We start from the raw sequence: 18992 nt of genomic DNA, 5'->3' as shown, positions 1-18992 counted from the left end.
GTAACTGTTCTAGGGCTAGGTCCTTCATGGACTCAAAATCAAAATCGCTTTCCTTAATACTCATAATTACTATGTCAAAAATAATACTTCTGTTTATTATCCTTGACACAGTTTATTTTACAGTCTCCCTTAAAAACTCCTTCAAATCATACTGCTTACGAATTGGATTAAACTCTCGAATCATCACACCATCGCAAAGAAATGAATTCGAATAAGAAGTAAAAGTATCCTTAGCGACTTGTAACTGTTCTTCACTTAATCTTCTTCCAATCGATAAATGTGGAGTTGTACAGATATAAGCATTCGGAATTATTTCTTTGACTTTGACAGCGATAGCTTTAAATAAGGCTTTTAAATAAAGACTAGAATCCTCATCTGGCTTTACGTAAAAAGCACCGCTTGTAAAGGAGTCAAATGAATTTAAAAGTATTACTTTTTTCTGCCAATTAACAATTAGTTTAGAAACTTCTTGCTTCACCTTTTCAAGTTGATTTTCATCAGCCTCAAATTCACTAATCGTAAAATGTGCTAAGGAATTAACGCTGTTAAACCAACCAATAAGAGATTTTAAACCTTGTTTAATTCTCTTAATCTCACCCAACAACTCCGCTGGATAAATTACAATAGAATACTTTTTCATTTTTAATCTATTTATGTTTTATTTTTATCTTTTCTTCGCTCCAAACTTATACCCTAGCTTGCGCATACTTAAAACTTCTATACTATATACCCCAAATTCTTCCAACACACGTCCATGAATTTCATAAAAACCTGTTCCTAAAAATGGGTATTGCTTATAAATGGGTGGAAAATGTACGGTATCCAACCAATCCCCCTCCGCGTCCAAGAAAGTTCCGAAACACATTCGGTCATTTTTGATTGTCCAGGTTTCCTTCAGTGTCACAAAACGTCCAACGATTTTGATTTGTTGTCCTAAATACGCTGGTAAATCCTTGGCTTTAATTACGCCATCCAAGTATTTTTCTTCCAATAATTCAAAAAAATCACCGATTAGAAATCCCAATAAATCCAATTCATCTTTCAAATCTTCCAAACGGTCTTCTTCAAAAGTGGGTAACGAAAATTGTGGTTCATCTGTAGCAAATAAACTTACTGGAACTTCCTTTTCAACACGCTTACTTTTGAAATTTGCTTCCCAAAGCAATGTTTTCTTATCCAAACCTGTAAACCGCAACGCGCCTATTCGAATCAGTAAATTCAATTGTTCGGGTGAAGGATGTAAACGTTGGAAAACATCTTGCAAATCACGATAAGCACCATTTTGCGTTCGTTCCGATACAATTTGATGTGCGAAACGCTCTTCCAAACCTTGCAAATGAATAAAACCCACATATACTTTATTGCCATGAATATTGGTCAAATAATCGCTGTGATTCAAACATGGAAGCTGAATATCTCCACCATTGTGACGTAGTTCGTGAAAGTAAAATTCCGTACGGTAGAAACCACCAAAGTTGTTAATTACCGCCACATAAAATTCCTGCGGATAATAGGTTTTGAGAAAAAGACTTTGGTAACTTTCTACCGCAAAAGAAGCGGAATGCCCTTTCGCAAAAGAATATCCACCAAAACTTTCCATTTGTCGCCAGACTTCTGCTGTGACATGTTCTTCATAACCAAAGCCACGACAGTTTGAAAAGAACTTCTGACGTAGTTTTTCAAACTTATTTTCCGAACGGTATTTTCCACTCATCGCCCGACGTAAAATATCTGCCTCATCCAATGAAATTCCACCAAAATGATGTGCTACTTTAATCACATCTTCTTGATACACCATAACACCGTACGTTTCTTCGAGCAATTCCTTCATTTTTGGGTGCAGGTACACGACTTTATCTCTATCGTGATATCGCTCAATATACTGCTTCATCATACCCGATTGTGCCACGCCAGGGCGAATAATCGAACTGGCAGCAACCAATGTGATGTAATCCGAACATTTCAACTTGCCCAAGAGTTGACGCATAGCAGGACTTTCAATATAAAAACAGCCAATGGTATCCGCTTCGCGTATTTTCTTCGCCAATTTTGGATCATTAAAAAAATCATCCACTTGATGAATATCAATGTGCTGACCGCGATTTTTGGCAATCAATTCCAACGCATCTTTGATATGACCCAATCCACGTTGACTCAGAATATCAAATTTGTACAGCCCTATCCTATCTGCTTCAAACATATCCATGTGCGCTGTCACAAAACCTTTGGGCGGCATTTCGGTCACGGTATATTGATTCAGCGGCTTATCACTAATCAATACTCCACCCGCATGTACCGAAATATTGGTTGGGAAATTCAACAGCAGGTCGCCATATTTCTTGATCCAACGTTGAAATTTATCTTCCGAATTCCATTCTCGAGCACTCACCAAGCGGTCAATTTCTTCCTTGGGAAGTCCAAAAACTTTCCCCAACTCGCGAACAATAGCACGACGTTGAAAAGTCGAATACATGCCCAATAAAGACACATATTGCCTCCCATAGCGCATAAATATATATTCGAAAATCGCATCGCGATCTTGCCAACTGAAATCAATATCAAAATCTGGTGGCGAGGTACGATTCGGATTCAAAAAACGTTCGAAATACAAATCCAACTTTATCGGGTCCACATCTGTAATGCGCAAACAATACGCAACTACGGAATTGGCTCCACTCCCGCGTCCCACATGATAAAATCCCCGTTCGTTTGCATAGCGCAAAATATCCCAAACAATCAAAAAGTAAGCGTTGAAACCTAAGTCGGCTATCATTTTTAACTCTTTCTCTACCCGTTCGAGCGCTTCTTTATTTCTAAGTCCGTAGCGTACTTTACAACCTTCCATCGCTAATTTTCGCAATAGTGCAGAATCATCTTCTTCGGAAGTTGTGAAATATTTACGGTTCTTATCCGTATGAAATTCCATTTCGATAGCACAGGAATTGACGACCTGCATAGTTTTGGAAATTACAGAAGGAAAGCGTGCAAAAGCACCAACCAATTCTTGTTCTTCCAATAGTACCTCTCCTTCACCTGCATAATCTGCTTTCGTTAATTTAGAAAGCAAAGTATTCTTCGCGATGGCACGTAAAATACGGTGTACGTCATAATATGTTTTGTCCTGAAAAGTAACAGGATGCAAAATCACATATTTGTCCAATTCCAAATGCAGCTGCCAAGTCAGATTATTTAGATGCGGAATATCCAAACCAATTAACTCATGCGCCCCCAATTGTTGCTGCAAAATATGCTTTTCATAACGATAAATCACCCACACATCTTGTGCAGTAAAGCTTGGACGCACAGGAAAAGGAATTTGCTTTTGTTTATGGTAAGACAAGAAAGTATGTATCGCCAACAGACCTGCATTATTCTTCGCTAATAACACATAACAGAAATTATCTTCATTACGCACCTCTGTACCAATAATTGGCTTTATGCCGACTTCTTGACATTTACGTACAAAATCCCAACAATCAGCCGTCGAATTAATATTCGTCAGCGCCAGAGATTTGATCCCTAATTTATACGCCTGATCGATTAATTTGGCTGGCTCGTATGTGCCATAATGAAAACTAAACCAAGTCTTGCAATTCAAAAACATAGTACAAAACTAGGTATTCAAAAGAATATTTTGCTAAATTTTTTAGTAAAATATTTTAAAACTCGTTGTGCAACATGATGACTTCTTTTTGTAAATTGCGTCTATGTTGCCATATATCGATGTTCATACCCATCAACTGCAAGAAGCCTCAAATACTTTCCAATTGTTAAATTGTATCATTGGAAAAGAAAATTTTCCAAAAGAAATTTGTTCAGTTGGGATTCATCCTTGGCATATAGATAAAGAAAAAGACATTCAATTTGAATTGTTGAAATCATATGCTACCAATGAAAATGTGTTGGCAATTGGCGAATGTGGGTTGGACAAAATCACCGAAACGGATTGGAACATACAAGTAGAAATTTTTGAAAAGCAAATACAGTTGGCTAATGTATTGCAAAAGCCATTAATTGTTCATTGCGTACGCGCTTACCAAGAGATTTTTGTTATTCTGAGAGACAAAAAAGTTAACGTTCCTGTAGTTTTTCATGGATTTAATAAAAAATCAGAATTAGGAGATTCTATTCTAAATCAAGGCTATTTTATAAGTTTAGGCACTTCCATTCTTAAAGGCAATCAAGATGATTTCATCCAATCGGTAAATTTAACTAAAATTTTCTTCGAAACTGACAATAAATCTATCAATGTAGTAGATATTTATTCTTATTTTTGCACCGTTCGAAAAATCAGCATGTCCGATTTACAAGAACAAATAGTCAAAAATTTTCAGAACGTATTTAGATACAACATATTGACATGAAAGATTTATCTTGGTTATCAAGAACAGAGGCATTAATTGGCCGTGAGGCTCTAGAGAAATTAGCAAATTCACATGTTTTGGTATTGGGATTGGGCGGTGTAGGTTCCTTTGCGGCAGAATTTATTGCACGTGCAGGTGTCGGGAAAATGACGATTATCGATGGCGATACAGTAGATCCTTCTAACCGCAACAGACAGCTTCCTGCATTGGCAACAAATCACGGCGTAGCAAAAGCTGAAATTATGAAACAGCGTTTGTTGGATATTAATCCAGAATTGGATTTGACAGTTTACGAAGAATTTGTGATTCCTGATCGTGTCGAAATGCTTATCGCTGAAAAACCAGATTATATCGTTGAAGCTATTGACAGTATCACGCCAAAATTGTTTTTGATACGTCAAGCGTATGCAGCAAAAATTCCTTTCGTGAGCTCGATGGGTGCGGGTGGTAAAGTAGATCCTACGAAAATCAAAATTGCCGATATCAGCAAAACGTATAATTGTAAATTAGCACAACACATCCGTAAAAAACTACGTAAACATGATATTCGTGAAGGGGTGAAAGTTGCTTTCTCAACAGAATTACCAGATAAAGCTTCTTTATTGTACACGGATGGAAGTAATTATAAAAAATCGGCTTATGGTACTATGTCCTATTTGCCAGCCGCATTTGGAGGTGCAATAGCTTCGGTTGCGATTAGAGATTTGATCGGAAAGAAAGTATAAAAAACAGAGGCTTAATTCACACCAGATTAAGCCTCTTTATTTTAATTCGGGATATTAAAACCTACTTATGAATTATGAATACTAAAGCTTACTAAAAAAATCGTTCGTATGGTGATCAATCAACTTTTTACAGGCCTCATACGTACCTTTAGCATATTGCGAACCATCCACTTGAATGACGTTTGAATTTGTGCTTTTTACATTTTCAGGATTGTAAAAAGTATAAAGTCCAGCTGAAGTTCCTGTAAAATCTGTCCGATTTGCGGCAAAACTTTGAAGTTTTTTCGACTCGACCACACCATTGATTAATAGAGGTTTTTTCAGAATACCAACATGCATTGTTTCTGGCCCAGCCCCTGCCTTTCCACGATAAAATCCTACTGTACTCGTTACCATCTCAACGCTATTTTGTCCTTTCAATTTAATTTTTGCGTCACTTTTGCTAACGATTCCTTCAACAGCTGCAACGCGCAATTGTGTTTCTACTTTTACATTTGCACCAGCACCACCCCAAGCGTTTTTATCCTTCACAAAAGTCACAAAAAGCTCTACATTTGCAATAATAGCATCATCTAAATCTTTGGATAATTTGCCATATACAAAATGAGGCTGTCCCAAAAATCCACCCTTCTTCTCCTTACCATCCTTTTTTATACTTTTCACATAATAACTATATCCTGTAGGCGTGACAGACAACAAACCATCGTATTGAGACTTACTCACCCTCCCTCCTTCTAATCGAGTATAATCACTATAAGTATCCGATTTACCAGCTTGATCGGCTGTAATTACATTCAGTCCTTTTGCTTTGATCGTAGCCAAAAAGTCTTGATACAATTTGTCAGTTGTCGATTGGATATCCTGCTCCGAAATTCCTGTCAATCCTACAGAAAGTGCAGCCAAAGCATCACCTTTATACGCTCCACCACCAAATGCGCGTCCCCCCTGTTTAAAATCTTCTTTTTCATTGTAAACCTGATAATTCACCGTAAAACTAGCGATATAAATATTTTTCTCGCCCTTAGCCTTTCCTAAAGCAAAGCTGGGATTTGTCGTAGGTGTAAAATCGCCAAGTGTTTGGCTATAGCTCTCAAAACTTCCTAGAAGTAATGCTATTATAAAAAATCTTTTCATTGGTTAATAAGTTAAGTTTCATCAATAATTCCAGGTATTACAGACCTATAATTATTTTATATAAAAATCCTAATCACCGATAAATCCTACAATACGCAATAATTCGTATTTTAAATAATATTCCACACCAGAATACCTTTAAATTATTAGGTTATTTATTTACCTTTACAACAAGTAAATTTTACTTTCAAAACCAATTGCAAACATTCTAACCAACCAAAATGAAGTTTCTTCTTAAGATAATCTATTGTATTGCTCTAATTTTTGGCTTAGGATTTTGTAATGTATATAGTCAAACCGATTCTAAACTTGAAAATTGGATTAAAAAAGCTTCTGAATACCGTTATTCGAATCCCGATTCAGTAAAATATTATTGCAACAAAATTTTACAAACTTTAGGACAAACTCCGAAAAGCAAAGAAAAAGCAGAAACACTCCGCATATTAAGTATGTCGTATGAAGCTCAAGGTGATTACACCGATGCGCTGAAATACAGCCTACTATCCCTTGAATTATGGAGAGAAATCGATAACAAAAGTAAAATAGCTAACACTATCAATGGAATTGGCATTATTTACGATCAGCAGGGAAAATTTGATGAAGCTTTAAAATATTACAATGAAGCTTATGCTATCTACAAAAGCCTTGGAGATAATCGAAATTTAGCAATGATGGATATCAATTTGGGAATTTTATTTAAATCTCAAGGTCAGTACAAACAAGTCATCGAACACTATCAAGCGGCCTATATGGCTTACAAAAAGCTAAATTTGCCAGAAGAAATTGCATTTTGTGAAGCAAACTTAGGTTCTATATATTACTACACAAAACAATATGATAGTTGCATTTATTATTCTCAAAAAGCTGAAAAAGCACTTTTAGAACAGCAAAATCTCCAATTTTTACCTGTAGCTCAAGCGAATGCAGGTTTGGGTTTACTCGCTAAAAACAAGTTAGCAGATGCTAAAAATTATTTAGTAAAAGCTCTTACTGCGCATCGCCAATTTGGCAACAAAAAAGAAACTTCTTTTGTACTCATTCACCTTGCAAGATTACACCGACAGCAAGGAAAGCACAATGAAGCTTTTCAAGCACTCAGTGAAGCAAAGCAACTTGCTAAGTCCATAAACTCTCCACAACAACATATGGATGCGTCTAAATTTTTAGCTGATCATTATGCAGAATTTGGTGATTTTAAAAATGCTTATCAAGAATATCTAGATTACAGCACGGTAAAGGATACATTATTCAACAACAAAAAAATAAGGAAATAACGAATCACCAAGTACGCTACGAGACACAGCGAAAAGAACAAGCAATAGAATTATTGACACAAGAAAATCAAATCAATGAACTAGCTCTTAAACAAAGAAATTTATACCTGATAATAGCTTTATTGTTAGTTGGCATTACTTCATTTATCGCTTGGTTCATACATCGCGCACGTAAATTAAAAGAACGACAACTGAAAAAGGAAGCTGCTATGCAATCGGAGCTATTGCGATTGGAAGCGCAAAATGAATTGCAAAAAGACCGCTTACGCATATCTAGAGATTTGCATGATAATATTGGTGCTAATCTTACGTATATTCATACTACAGTCAATGCTATCCAAACTAACAACAGACATCTAGCGGATATTAAAAGTTTAGTAAATGAAACAATACTTGAGCTTCGAAGAACCGTATGGATGATAAATAAACCATCTATAACAGTAGAAGAATGGTTGATCAAACTGCGCGAATATTACAGTAGAATTGATAAAATAACAATAAGTTCTACAATTGAAAATGAGACGGAGAATCAAATTTTGACTTCCAAAGAAGGCACTGCGTTATTCAGAATAATACAAGAAGCGACAAATAATAGCTTAAAACATAGTAAAGCGACGCAAATAATTGTGCATGTAAATGTGGGACATCATAAATTACAAATTCATATTAAAGACAATGGTATTGGTTTTGAAAATAATACTGCAAAAGCCGGTTTTGGATTGAATAATATGGAACAACACGCCCTAGAAATTGATGCGAATTATACTTTAATCAGTAAAGAGCAAGAAGGTACTGATATACAAGTTGAATTGACAATAAATTAATATACGCAACTCTGCGTATGGTGATGAAAGATAATATTCTTTTACTTTGTTAATAAAAATAGTATGCAAAAAATATGTCTAGGTATAGCAGAAGATAATGTCTTAGCCTTGAAATCCATTCTAAAGAAGTTAAAAAATTTCGAAGACGTAGAGGTGTTGTTTATTGCAAACAATGGTGTTGATTTGATAGAAAAATATCAGCAACAATCAGTTCATGTAGTCTTAATGGATATCGAAATGCCTATTTTAGATGGCATTACTGCAACGAAAAACCTAAAAGATATTTATCCAGAAGCCAAAGTATTAATGCTTACCACATTCGATGATGATGAAAAGATTTTCAATGCGATATTGGCAGGTGCATCGGGATATTTATTGAAAGATGAAGATGAATTTACTATACATAAATCCATTTTAGATGTGTATTGTGGTAATGCGGCAATGTCTGCAGGAATAGCACTCAAAACCTTAAATTATATTAAAAAATCTTCATTAGCATCTTCGTCTCCTACGGTAGAAAATATGTTATCCCAACGTGAAATGGATATTTTGAAAGAACTAAAAAATGGACTTGGTTATAAACAAATTGCTGACCGATTATTTATCAGCGAAGGAACTGTACGAAAGCACATAGAAAACATTTACCGCAAACTTCACGTGAATAACAAAGTGAGTGCGGTAAATATGGCAATAGAAAATAAATGGCTCTAGATATTATTAAGCTGCCGCAGCTGCTGCCATTCTTTTGTACGAATTATACAGCAAAAAAGCAGACAAGAAATAATTAAATTCTAAATTTTCTGTAGAAGCAAAGTTTACTATAAACTCATTTTTTTCTAAAAACATTTCTCTACCCAGCTCATCTGTCAACTTCCATTTTGTGCCCCAGAAATTTTTAGGTCCCCAATAATATTTTTTATCGTTCAAATCTATTTTTGCCTTAGAAGACCATATAGAATATGTAACTTCTCCCACAAAATTATTTTTATCATCCCAAATCTCTGTACGCGTCGAGAAATTTCCCTTACTTAGGAAAGTATATTTTTTATCAAATAAATAGCCTTTAGTATGAATTCCCCAAAAACCTGATTTTTCTATTTTGCCAATCACATGATCGTCTCTTAACAATTCCACGTTGTTGTTCCAAAAATTACGCTTTAGCATGTACCTCATCTTTATATCCTCCTAATTTAATGTTAATCACCTCTTTTTTAGTTATTATAAATTTACCTAAAAAAGTCTCGAAATCGTAAATATTAACCGAGCCAGAACAGTCATTCACCGATTAACTCATTGTTTTCACCTAATTCGCATAAATAGAAGCTAAATCATTGCCTACTTTTGAAACATAATCAGAAACATAATTGTTAAAAACATATTAAAACATAGAAATCATGGCTTACAAAGAAACATTCAATATCTCAGGTGAAAATTTACTTAAAAAAGTAAAAGATTTGTTTAATGATGCGAACGTAACTAAGGTTACTATAGCTGATAAGAATGAAAAAGAAATCATTAGTTTTCCAGTATCTATCGGAATTGTAGGTGTACTACTTGCGCCAATATTTGCTGCTGTGGGCGCTATTGCAGCTATCGTTGCAGAATGCAAAATCATTGTTGAGCGTAAAGACGATGAGCCTAAAACTGAAGAAGCAGTAGTTGAAGAAGAAAATCCTTTAGTTTAATTTTACAAAGCATGATGATACTTATAGCCGTTTTATTCCCTTGGCTGTCTTTCTTTTTACGTGGCAAAATCCTAGTAGGAATCCTATGTGTCATTCTTCAATGTACGCTAATAGGCTGGTTGCCGGCAGCCATTTGGGCTGTTGCAGCGCATATAGATGCGAAGAATAAAAAGAGATTTCAAAGGCATTATCAGCATGCACACTTTGTGTAGAATACGTGTTTAATTATTATATTGAAAAGCCCTATCAAAATTTTTGATAGGGCTTTGTTTTTATTTCGAAATAATTTCTTGCATTTCGTTCATGATCTTTTGCGCGATTGCTTCTGCGGCTTCAGGCGTTGGGCCTTCTGAATAAATACGAATGATTGGCTCTGTATTTGATTTGCGCAAGTGCACCCATTCGTTTTCAAAATCAATTTTTAAACCATCAATAGTTGTATGATTTTCGTGCGCATATTTCTTTTGCATCGCATCCAATAAACCATCAATATCCAACTCTGGAGTCAGTGTGATCTTATTTTTTGACATGAAATACTGCGGAAGTTCTGCCCGGTATTCTGACATTTTCTTTCCTAATTTTGCAAGGTGAGACAATAAAATTGCAACCCCGACCAAAGCATCACGACCATAGTGCGAAGCTGGATAAATTACTCCACCATTACCTTCGCCACCAATAACCGCATCTACTTCTTTCATCTTAGTCACTACATTCACTTCGCCTACTGCAGCAGCAAAATACTCACCGTCATGCTTCACAGTGACATCACGCAAAGCACGAGTTGATGAAAGATTCGAAACTGTGTTTCCCTTTTGTTTTGATAGTAAATAATCAGCTACCGCAACTAAAGTATATTCTTCACCGAACAATTCGCCATCTTCCATCATAAACACTAAACGGTCAACATCAGGATCTACTGCAATACCTAAATCAGCACCATTCTCTAAAACTGCAGCTGATAAGTCTGTCAAATGTTCTTTTAATGGTTCTGGATTGTGTGGGAATTTGCCGTTAGGCTCACAGTGAATTTTAAAAATAGTCTGTACACCCAAAGCTTCTAATAAAGCAGGAATAAAAATTCCACCTGTACTATTTACTGCATCCACTGCAACTTTAAAATTTGCGTTTTTTATAGCATCTACATCCACATATTCCAATGCTAACACCGCATCTATATGCTTATGTAAGTACGAGTCATCATTGATTACTTGACCTAAATCTTGAACTTCAGCAAAGTCAAAATCCAAACTTTCACCCAAAGCCAACACTTCTTTTCCTTCTGCGTCTGAAATGAATTCACCTTTTTCATTCAACAACTTTAAGGCATTCCATTGACCAGGATTGTGCGAAGCTGTCAAGATAATTCCACCTGCTGCATTTTCTAATGGTACTGCGATTTCAACGGTTGGCGTCGTGGATAATCCCAAATTGATAACTTCAGCACCAATACTTTGCAAAGTTCCAACAACCAAATTACTCACCATTTCTCCTGACTCACGTGCGTCACGACCCAAAACGATTTTTTTATTACCGGATTTGCTAATTAAAATTTTACCAAAAGCAGCCGTAAATTTAACGATATCGATCGGCGTCAGTCCTTCAGATGCTCTTCCGCCAATGGTACCACGTATTCCAGAAATGGATTTTATTAAAGTCATAATGATTTTTGAAAAGTTTATTGTTGTGTAAAAATAAGACATTAAAAAAAAATGTCAAGTTTATATTCTTAAATAATCACAAAAAACCTACCTTTGTTGCAACTTTGTGTATTTTAGAATAAAATACTATTTCACTTTGGGTGAAAATAATGTATTTTTAACTTCTTAATACATAAACCGAAATCAAATATATGTTACAACAAATCATAGAATTAGATAAGGAAATATTTTTGGCTATAAATCAAGGATTGAGTAATCCAGTATTTGATTGGTTGCTTCCTATATTAAGAAATCCATTCACTTGGGCGCCTTTATACTTATTTCTCATTATATTTTTTATCAAACATTATGGTAAATTGGGAATACTAATTGTGGCGTGTACATTGATGAATTTCGGCATCTCAGATGCTGTATCCTCTCATCTAATTAAGAAAAATATAAAACGTATTCGTCCATGTAATGATATTGAGTTTAAGCACGATGTGAATGTTCGCGTACGATGTGGCTCTGGTTATAGTTTTACCAGTTCACATGCTACCAATCACTTTGCAATGGCATTTTTCTGGATTGTACTGTTCCGTCGCAAATGGCGTCATACACTCTGGTTATGTATTCTTTGGGCTGCTGCGATCTCATTCTCACAAATCTATGTAGGTGTCCACTATCCTTTTGATATACTTTTCGGAGCATTATTGGGTATGGCCATCGGACTCACCTCGGGTTATTTATTTAACCGATTCGTTCCGTCCTTCTTAGAAAACAGACAAAATTTAACAACATAAATATTCTATGAGTCCAATCCTTATTATTGCTATACTATTTGTGTCAGCATTTATTGCTGGTTTAGCAGTATTTTTTGTAAAACGCGATAATACAAATTACCTCAAGTTAATTTTATCTTTCAGTGGAGCATATTTGTTTGCTATTACAGTATTACATTTGATTCCACATGCGTACCATGATGGCAGTACAAGTCCTGAAATCATAGGTTTATACATTTTAGGAGGATTTATTTTTCAACTATTACTGGAGCAATTTTCGCAAGGTATCGAACATGGTCATATTCATCATCATGAAAACGCTGGTTTTCCGTTAGGAATAATGATCAGTTTGTGTTTGCACGCATTCTTAGAAGGGATGCCATTGGTTGCCGGACACCAAAGCCAATTGGTATTTGGTATTGCAATTCACCATATTCCAGCGGCTTTCGCATTAGGAAGTTTATTGTTAAATACGCGTCTAAATAAACAAACAATCACTGTACTATTGTTAATATTCGCAGCAATGACTCCACTTGGTTTTTTGACGAGCAAGTTTTTGAGTGACGGGGAAGTAAGCAATATTGCGCAGCACTTTGACAAAATCATGGCTGTTGTGATTGGTATCTTCTTACATATTTCAACTACTATTCTCTTCGAATCAGGTTCAGCGGACCACCACAAATTCAATAAAAAGAAAATGGCTGCTGTATTTTTAGGTATTGGTTTATCTTTAACGACATTCTTATTCCCTACACATGATCATAGTCATGGCGATCACGGACATTCTCATGATGAACATAATCATGAGCACCACAATCATAACCACGACCATTCACATGATGATCACAACCACGAAGGGCATGATCACAGTCATGATGGACATGATCATTAATTTTAATTTCTGAAATAATGTAAATCCAAATTTCTACAGTAAGAAATTTGGATTTTTTTTATCCTTTGCTTAGATAAGCATCTTATTTTTAATAATTCTAAATAATACAACAAATTTTTGACATAAAGTCTAACCGCCTCTCAGCCTATTTTAAGTACCTTTGATTTTTGAAATCGATATCATTCAAACATATACTATGCAAAATAAAGTTTCACTGGATAAGCTTAGCAAAAATGATGAAGCCGTAATTGATTCTTTCTTAAACGACTCATTACCCGCTAAATTTTATGAATTAGGTTTTGCGCCAGGATCTACCATAAAGATTAAACACAAAGCACCTTTTGATGGTCCGGTATGCATTCAAATAAAACATGACGATTCTTTAATAGCTATTCGCAAATCTGAAGCAGCTCTAATTTTAGCTAACAAAATATAATGACAAAAAAGACAATAGCGCTACTGGGGAACCCCAATGTAGGAAAAACTTCTCTTTTTAATAGAATAACGAAACTGCACCAAAAAGTAGGTAACTACCCTGGCATCACGGTAGAAAAAAGACAAGGTACTGTCAATGCTAATGGTCAGGAATATTCCATCATTGATTTACCAGGCACATATACCCTATTTCCAAACTCATTGGATGAGGAAGTTGTACTCAAAACATTATTACAAAAAGACAATAAGGATTATCCTCAACTTGTCGTTGTTGTTTCTGAGCCAAGTACTATTAGTCGTGGTGTCATTATCTACCAACAAGTTCGTGAAATTGGTTTGCCTGCCATTTTTGTCATCAATATGGAAGACGAAATATCGGCAAAGGGTCTAAATATTGACTACAATAAATTGGAGCAATATTTAAAAACGAAAGTTTATAAGACTAATGCGCGTATAGGTAAAGGTATAGATGAACTTATAAAAGGATTTGATCAAGAAGTAGGCCCTTACTTTGGCGCAATAGATTTACCTGTTAAATATCAAGATGCAATCCAAGAAGCTAAAAAACTATTCCCTTTAGATACGGAATACAAAACATGGCTTTATCTTGCACTTGAGAACCAAATTTCAATTACTTCTGCGAATGCAGATAATTTAAAAGCGATAAGAGAAAAACACCAAATTAGTACACAACAGCTCCAAAAAGACGAAGCTATTATCCGTCATGATGTTGTGCAGCGTGAATTGGAACAAATCGTTACTAAATCTGAAAACAAAAAATTTTCAGCAACAGAGCAAGTAGATAATATATTATTACATCCGATTTTTGGCTACATTATCTTCTTCGGAATTCTGTTCCTAATATTCCAAGCAATATACAGTTGGTCTGGTCCATTAATGGATTGGGTAGATGGTTCGTTTTCATCATTAGGAGAATTTGTTGGCGCTAATTTCCCCGCAGGACCGTTAAATGATTTAATTGTAAATGGAATAATCGCTGGTATTGGGGGTATTGTGATTTTCTTACCTCAGATTATTATTCTATTCTTGTTCATTTCCCTGATGGAAGAAACTGGATATATGTCTCGTGTTGTATTCTTGATGGATAGATGGCTGAAACCTTTCGGTTTGAATGGTAAATCTGTAATTCCACTGATGTCAGGCGTAGCCTGTGCTATTCCAGCGGTAATGTCTGCACGTAACATTGAAAATCCAAAAGAACGATTGCTGACTATGTTGGTAACACCTTTTATGACTTGTGCAGCGCGATTGCCAATTTATATTGTAATTATAGGATTAGTCATCCCAGAGACGGAAGTATTAGGCTTCAATCTACAAGGTATTACCTTATTCGGAATGTATATTTTGGGTATTTTAGGTGCGCTATTTTCTGCGTTAGTGCTTAATAAAATAATCAAATCTGTGCGTAACTCCTACTTGATTTTCGAATTACCGACGTACAAGTTACCGGATTTCAAAAACGTATTGAATACCGTCTGGGAAAAATCACTAGGCTTTCTTCTAGGCGCTGGTAAGATTATATTAGCCATTTCTATTATCCTATGGGTATTGGGTAGTTTCGGTCCAAATGATCGTTTCTCAAATCCTGAAAAATACATTGCAGTCGAAAAACCAGAACTTTCTGAAGAAGAAATCGCGAATGAAGTTTCGGCTTACCAGATGGAATATTCCTATTTAGGATATTTGGGTCGAGGAATTGAACCCGTAATTCGTCCTTTAGGATACGATTGGAAAATAGGTATTGGTTTGATAGCATCCTTTGCCGCTCGTGAAGTATTCGTTGGAACTGTAGCTGTAGTTTACTCTTTGGGCGCTGATGTGGACATCGAAGATGAAGACCAAAAACAAACATTATTTACGCGGATGAAATCTGAAATCAACAAAAATACAGGTGAACCAACCTATAATTTTGCAACAGGAATTTCGTTATTATTATTCTACGCATTTGCAATGCAATGTATGGCTACAATTGGAGTTGTTCGTAAAGAAACAGGCTCTTGGAAGTGGACAGCGATTCAGACTGGATTTATGACTGGATTGGCTTACATCGCAGCATTGATAGCGTACCAACTTTTAAAATAGAATACTATGTCATTAACTATTCAATACATCATCATTGCTGTCATCTTTATTATTGCCGTGATCACTTTGGTTCGGAAATTTTTGCCTAGCAAATCCAAATCGCAAAGCGGATGTGGTCAAGGCTGTGGTTGCGACATGACTAAAACTAGTGCTAAAAACATATAACAAAAAATGGCTTTGATGTATTTCAAAGCCATTTCTTTTTGTGTAAAGTAATATTTTATTTTTTCTCTCCGACTAAAGTAATATCCAATACAAAATCGTCTTCGATAGCACCATCACCCAACCCAGAGAAAATGCTTCCTGAGCGATACTTTACATCGTATAACGTACGATTTACTTTTACCCCAGTAGCTTTAGCAATAACAACATCTTTGCCGTATGTAATTTCTGCAGGAAAAGTTAAGTCCTTCGTAATACCTTTAATAGTCATCTTGCCCGAAATCTGCGCCACATTTTTATCTGTCTTTACTGATGTAATAGTAAAAGAAGCCGTCGGAAATTTTTCTACATCAAAGAAATCTGGATTTTTCAAATGCGCAACCAATCTAGGCGATGCCTTTTCTGATGAAATAGAAGTTGCCTCCATTACGATTTCACCCGATTTCAAATTTTTATTGGCAAATGCCAAAGAACCCTTTGACACTAAGATGGTTCCCTCTGTATTACCACCAACAATTTTCTTTCCAGCCCATTTTACTAATGACTTACTCGGATTCACTACAAAAGTTTCAGATTTTTGCGCATAAGCAAATACAGTAACCATGACGAATACTGCGAGTAAGATTTTATGTTTCAACATATATTTAAATTTTATTATTTAGTAATTCCTTCTAGTTTTAAAATAAAAGCCCATTCAAAAGCTTGATCTTTCAAGTAATCGAAGCGTCCTGAAGCGCCACCATGACCAAAATCCATATCCGTTTTTAACAAAATTACGTTATCCCCTTTTTTCTTAGTTCTCAGCTTCGCAACCCATTTTGCTGGCTCGAAATATTGAACTTGGCTATCGTGCAATCCTGTTGTCACCAATAGATTTGGATATTCTTTCTCCTCAATATTTTCGTATGGAGAATAGGACTTCATGTATTCATACGCTTCCTTATTGTTTGGATTTCCCCATTCATCGTATTCGTTTGTGGTCAAAGGAATCGACTCATCCAACATAGTATTTACGACATCTACAAAAGGTACAGCTGCAATTACGCCATTCCAAAGATCTGGAGCCATATTAATCACCGCACCCATCAACAATCCCCCAGCACTACCACCCTCGGCATACAAATGACCTTTGGACGTATATTTATTGTCAATCAAATATTTACCACAATCGATGAAATCCGTAAATGTATTGATCTTTTTCATCATTTTTCCATCCTCGTACCATTGACGTCCCATTTCTTCTCCTCCACGAATGTGCGCAATAGCGTAGATAAATCCACGATTCAATAAAGACAAACGAATAGAACTAAAAGTTGGATCCATAGACGCTCCGTAAGAACCATATGCGTAAAGAAATAAAGGTGCAGAACCATCCTTCTTTGTCCCCTTTTTGTATACCAACGAAATCGGAACTTGTGTACCATCTGTCGCTGTTGCGAAAGTACGTTCGGTCACATACTCCTCTGGATTATATCCACCCAAAACCTCTTGTTGTTTTAACAAAGTTTTTTCCTTTGTTTTCATATTATAATCGAAAGTCGAGGAAGGCGTCACCATGGAGGTATAACCATAACGAACCACATCCGTATTATACTCAGCATTTGTACTTGAATACACCGTAAAAGCAGCTTCGCCAAAGTCCAAGTCATGAACAGAATTATCTGTTAAATTACGAATAGAAAGATTTGTTAAACCAATTTTACGCTCTGAAACAACTAAGAATTCTTTGAATTCGTCAATTCCTTCGATTAACACATCATTTCTATGCGGAATAAAATCTTTCCAATTTTCTTTAGCGGCCTTATCTAATGGTGTTTCAACAATTTTAAAGTTTTTAGCACCATCCGCGTTTGTTCGAACTAAGAATTTATCCGCCAAAGGTGTCACAGAATATAGGACATCCTTCATACGTGGTTGGAATACTTTAAAGTCTCCGTTTGGAGTATCGGAAGGCAAGTAACGAACCTCTGAGCTCATTGTACTTTGTGACTGAATAAAGATATATTTTCCATCTTTAGACTTGCCTACGCCGATGTAATTTGTATTATCTTTTTCCTCGTACACTGTAGCGTCTTGGCTCGCATCTGTGCCCAATGTATGGCGTTTTATTTTTTCAGACAAAAGCGTCACTGGGTTTTTAGATGTATAAAATAAGGTCTTATTATCAGCAGCCCAAGTAGCCCCCCCACTCGTCCGTGTAATTCTATCTGCATAGATTTCGCCTGTCTCGAGATTCTTAATATGCAAGACATATTCTCTTCGAGAAACTTCATCTACTCCAAACACCAATAATTTATTGTCTGGGCTCACCGAAGCGCCACCAATTGCATAATAAGGTTTGCCTTCAGCCATTTTATCAACATCCAGCAAAATCTCTTCTGGTGCGTCCAACGAGCCTTTCTTACGGCAGTATTTGTAATATTGTTTTCCTTCTTCAGTACGGTTGTAATAATAATAACCATTGTAGAAATATGGTACAGACTCATCTTTCTCCTTGATGCGCGATTTCATCTCTTCGAAAAGCTGCTGTTGAAAATCTTCGGTTCCAGCCATCATTTCCTTTGTGTACGCATTTTCAGCTTCTAGGTATTTAACTACATTCGCAGAATCTGGTCCTTTTTTGAAAAAATCATTTAGCCAATAATAATTATCGACAACTGTATCTCCATGTATTATACGGTTATGCGGTTTGATATCCGCTACGGGTGCCTGGGCTTCAGGCCATGTGACAGGTGACTTTTCTGATTTTTGAGAACATGACACCACTGCCAAACTTAATATTATCATCCAATTATTTTTTGAGGCGAACATAGTTAAAATATTAAGGGTAATAAATTTTACCTACAATAGGGTAATAAATTTTACCTACAATTATTTATATTTAAAGATTACTATCTTGTACAAGTTAAGAAAAAAGAGAATTTTATATTTGCAATATTTAAGTTACATCTAATTTTTTACCTTTTTTTAACATC

19 protein-coding genes are annotated in these 18992 nt (G+C 35.7%); 12 read left to right on the top strand and 7 right to left on the bottom strand.

All coding sequences use genetic code 11. The features are described from left to right. Window positions 1–112: 112 nt before the first annotated feature. Window positions 113–640, bottom strand: coding sequence for a 2'-5' RNA ligase family protein (locus FLS47_RS10025; protein ID WP_149914242.1), 528 nt, complete (start codon window positions 638–640; stop codon window positions 113–115). A gap of 24 nt (window positions 641–664) precedes the next feature. Next, a complete protein-coding gene (locus tag FLS47_RS10020) occupies window positions 665–3604 on the bottom strand; it encodes a DNA polymerase III subunit alpha (RefSeq protein ID WP_149914241.1) in 2940 nt (979 codons plus the stop codon). Between the two features lie 103 nt (window positions 3605–3707). Between FLS47_RS10020 and FLS47_RS10015 the strand changes: the two genes are divergently transcribed. Both FLS47_RS10015 and FLS47_RS10010 read left to right on the top strand, forming a co-directional pair. Then, window positions 3708–4364, top strand: a complete 657-nt coding sequence (locus tag FLS47_RS10015; protein ID WP_149914240.1) for a TatD family hydrolase — start codon at window positions 3708–3710, stop codon at window positions 4362–4364. Beyond that, complete coding sequence (locus tag FLS47_RS10010; RefSeq protein ID WP_149914239.1) at window positions 4361–5089, top strand: tRNA threonylcarbamoyladenosine dehydratase; 729 nt, start codon at window positions 4361–4363, stop codon at window positions 5087–5089. Before FLS47_RS10015 ends, FLS47_RS10010 begins: the two co-directional genes overlap by 4 nt. Before the next feature lie 81 nt (window positions 5090–5170). On the opposite strand, the gene FLS47_RS10005 is transcribed toward FLS47_RS10010, so the two are convergent. Next, complete coding sequence (locus FLS47_RS10005) at window positions 5171–6223, bottom strand: hypothetical protein (protein WP_149914238.1); 1053 nt, start codon at window positions 6221–6223, stop codon at window positions 5171–5173. Between the two features lie 221 nt (window positions 6224–6444). Between FLS47_RS10005 and FLS47_RS10000 the strand changes: the two genes are divergently transcribed. From FLS47_RS10000 to FLS47_RS09990, 3 genes are all read left to right on the top strand, one after another. Further along, window positions 6445–7497, top strand: coding sequence for a tetratricopeptide repeat protein (locus tag FLS47_RS10000; protein ID WP_149914237.1), 1053 nt, complete (start codon window positions 6445–6447; stop codon window positions 7495–7497). A gap of 53 nt (window positions 7498–7550) precedes the next feature. Then, window positions 7551–8321, top strand: a complete 771-nt coding sequence (locus FLS47_RS09995) for a sensor histidine kinase (protein WP_149914236.1) — start codon at window positions 7551–7553, stop codon at window positions 8319–8321. Between the two features lie 63 nt (window positions 8322–8384). After that, window positions 8385–9032, top strand: coding sequence for a response regulator transcription factor (locus FLS47_RS09990; protein WP_149914235.1), 648 nt, complete (start codon window positions 8385–8387; stop codon window positions 9030–9032). Window positions 9033–9038: 6 nt separating this feature from the next. On the opposite strand, the gene FLS47_RS09985 is transcribed toward FLS47_RS09990, so the two are convergent. Beyond that, a complete protein-coding gene (locus FLS47_RS09985; RefSeq protein WP_149914234.1) occupies window positions 9039–9485 on the bottom strand; it encodes a hypothetical protein in 447 nt (148 codons plus the stop codon). 230 nt (window positions 9486–9715) lie between these two features. Here FLS47_RS09985 and FLS47_RS09980 point away from each other — a divergent pair, with 230 nt between their 5' ends. Further along, window positions 9716–10006, top strand: coding sequence for a DUF4342 domain-containing protein (locus FLS47_RS09980; protein WP_149914233.1), 291 nt, complete (start codon window positions 9716–9718; stop codon window positions 10004–10006). An 11-nt stretch (window positions 10007–10017) separates the two neighbouring features. Beyond that, entirely contained in the window at window positions 10018–10218 is a 201-nt protein-coding gene (locus FLS47_RS09975) for a YqaE/Pmp3 family membrane protein (protein ID WP_223225221.1), read from the top strand. A 60-nt stretch (window positions 10219–10278) separates the two neighbouring features. Here the strand turns inward: FLS47_RS09975 and glmM are convergent, their stop codons facing one another. Then, window positions 10279–11664: a phosphoglucosamine mutase gene (gene glmM, locus FLS47_RS09970; protein ID WP_149914232.1), complete on the bottom strand. Its 1386-nt coding sequence runs from the start codon at window positions 11662–11664 to the stop codon at window positions 10279–10281. A 191-nt stretch (window positions 11665–11855) separates the two neighbouring features. Between glmM and FLS47_RS09965 the strand changes: the two genes are divergently transcribed. From FLS47_RS09965 to FLS47_RS19020, 5 genes are all read left to right on the top strand, one after another. Continuing rightward, window positions 11856–12446, top strand: coding sequence for a phosphatase PAP2 family protein (locus tag FLS47_RS09965; RefSeq protein WP_149914231.1), 591 nt, complete (start codon window positions 11856–11858; stop codon window positions 12444–12446). A gap of 7 nt (window positions 12447–12453) precedes the next feature. Then, window positions 12454–13317 (top strand): ZIP family metal transporter, encoded by an 864-nt coding sequence (locus tag FLS47_RS09960; protein ID WP_149914230.1) that lies wholly within the window; start codon window positions 12454–12456, stop codon window positions 13315–13317. 196 nt (window positions 13318–13513) lie between these two features. Beyond that, window positions 13514–13753: a FeoA family protein gene (locus FLS47_RS09955; protein WP_149914229.1), complete on the top strand. Its 240-nt coding sequence runs from the start codon at window positions 13514–13516 to the stop codon at window positions 13751–13753. Continuing rightward, window positions 13753–15855: a ferrous iron transport protein B gene (gene feoB / locus FLS47_RS09950; protein WP_149914228.1), complete on the top strand. Its 2103-nt coding sequence runs from the start codon at window positions 13753–13755 to the stop codon at window positions 15853–15855. Before FLS47_RS09955 ends, feoB begins: the two co-directional genes overlap by 1 nt. Window positions 15856–15861: 6 nt before the next feature. After that, on the top strand, window positions 15862–16020 hold the full coding sequence (locus tag FLS47_RS19020; protein ID WP_149914227.1) for a FeoB-associated Cys-rich membrane protein: 159 nt from the start codon (window positions 15862–15864) through the stop codon (window positions 16018–16020). A 55-nt stretch (window positions 16021–16075) separates the two neighbouring features. Here the strand turns inward: FLS47_RS19020 and FLS47_RS09940 are convergent, their stop codons facing one another. Continuing rightward, window positions 16076–16657 (bottom strand): YceI family protein, encoded by a 582-nt coding sequence (locus tag FLS47_RS09940; protein ID WP_149914226.1) that lies wholly within the window; start codon window positions 16655–16657, stop codon window positions 16076–16078. A gap of 14 nt (window positions 16658–16671) precedes the next feature. After that, entirely contained in the window at window positions 16672–18804 is a 2133-nt protein-coding gene (locus tag FLS47_RS09935; protein WP_223225220.1) for a S9 family peptidase, read from the bottom strand. Between the last annotated feature and the right edge of the window lie 188 nt (window positions 18805–18992).

It is taken from the genome of Sphingobacterium cavernae, from assembly GCF_008520265.1.
GTDB lineage: Bacteria > Bacteroidota > Bacteroidia > Sphingobacteriales > Sphingobacteriaceae > Sphingobacterium > Sphingobacterium cavernae.
The sequence above is the reverse complement of the archived record's forward strand: the minus strand, read 5'-3'. Positions and strand labels throughout refer to the sequence as shown.

What these genes read in the sequence shown, in the direction of transcription:
- FLS47_RS10025 (WP_149914242.1), bottom strand. Translation starts at nt 640, where the DNA reads ATGAAAAAGTATTCTATTGTAATTTATCCAGCGGAGTTGTTGGGTGAG.
- FLS47_RS10020 (WP_149914241.1), bottom strand. Translation starts at nt 3,604, where the DNA reads ATGTTTTTGAATTGCAAGACTTGGTTTAGTTTTCATTATGGCACATAC.
- FLS47_RS10015 (WP_149914240.1), top strand. Translation starts at nt 3,708, where the DNA reads ATGTTGCCATATATCGATGTTCATACCCATCAACTGCAAGAAGCCTCA.
- FLS47_RS10010 (WP_149914239.1), top strand. Translation starts at nt 4,361, where the DNA reads ATGAAAGATTTATCTTGGTTATCAAGAACAGAGGCATTAATTGGCCGT.
- FLS47_RS10005 (WP_149914238.1), bottom strand. Translation starts at nt 6,223, where the DNA reads ATGAAAAGATTTTTTATAATAGCATTACTTCTAGGAAGTTTTGAGAGC.
- FLS47_RS10000 (WP_149914237.1), top strand. Translation starts at nt 6,445, where the DNA reads ATGAAGTTTCTTCTTAAGATAATCTATTGTATTGCTCTAATTTTTGGC.
- FLS47_RS09990 (WP_149914235.1), top strand. Translation starts at nt 8,385, where the DNA reads ATGCAAAAAATATGTCTAGGTATAGCAGAAGATAATGTCTTAGCCTTG.
- FLS47_RS09985 (WP_149914234.1), bottom strand. Translation starts at nt 9,485, where the DNA reads ATGCTAAAGCGTAATTTTTGGAACAACAACGTGGAATTGTTAAGAGAC.
- FLS47_RS09980 (WP_149914233.1), top strand. Translation starts at nt 9,716, where the DNA reads ATGGCTTACAAAGAAACATTCAATATCTCAGGTGAAAATTTACTTAAA.
- FLS47_RS09975 (WP_223225221.1), top strand. Translation starts at nt 10,018, where the DNA reads ATGATGATACTTATAGCCGTTTTATTCCCTTGGCTGTCTTTCTTTTTA.
- glmM (WP_149914232.1), bottom strand. Translation starts at nt 11,664, where the DNA reads ATGACTTTAATAAAATCCATTTCTGGAATACGTGGTACCATTGGCGGA.
- FLS47_RS09965 (WP_149914231.1), top strand. Translation starts at nt 11,856, where the DNA reads ATGTTACAACAAATCATAGAATTAGATAAGGAAATATTTTTGGCTATA.
- FLS47_RS09960 (WP_149914230.1), top strand. Translation starts at nt 12,454, where the DNA reads ATGAGTCCAATCCTTATTATTGCTATACTATTTGTGTCAGCATTTATT.
- FLS47_RS09955 (WP_149914229.1), top strand. Translation starts at nt 13,514, where the DNA reads ATGCAAAATAAAGTTTCACTGGATAAGCTTAGCAAAAATGATGAAGCC.
- feoB (WP_149914228.1), top strand. Translation starts at nt 13,753, where the DNA reads ATGACAAAAAAGACAATAGCGCTACTGGGGAACCCCAATGTAGGAAAA.
- FLS47_RS19020 (WP_149914227.1), top strand. Translation starts at nt 15,862, where the DNA reads ATGTCATTAACTATTCAATACATCATCATTGCTGTCATCTTTATTATT.
- FLS47_RS09940 (WP_149914226.1), bottom strand. Translation starts at nt 16,657, where the DNA reads ATGTTGAAACATAAAATCTTACTCGCAGTATTCGTCATGGTTACTGTA.
- FLS47_RS09935 (WP_223225220.1), bottom strand. Translation starts at nt 18,804, where the DNA reads ATGATAATATTAAGTTTGGCAGTGGTGTCATGTTCTCAAAAATCAGAA.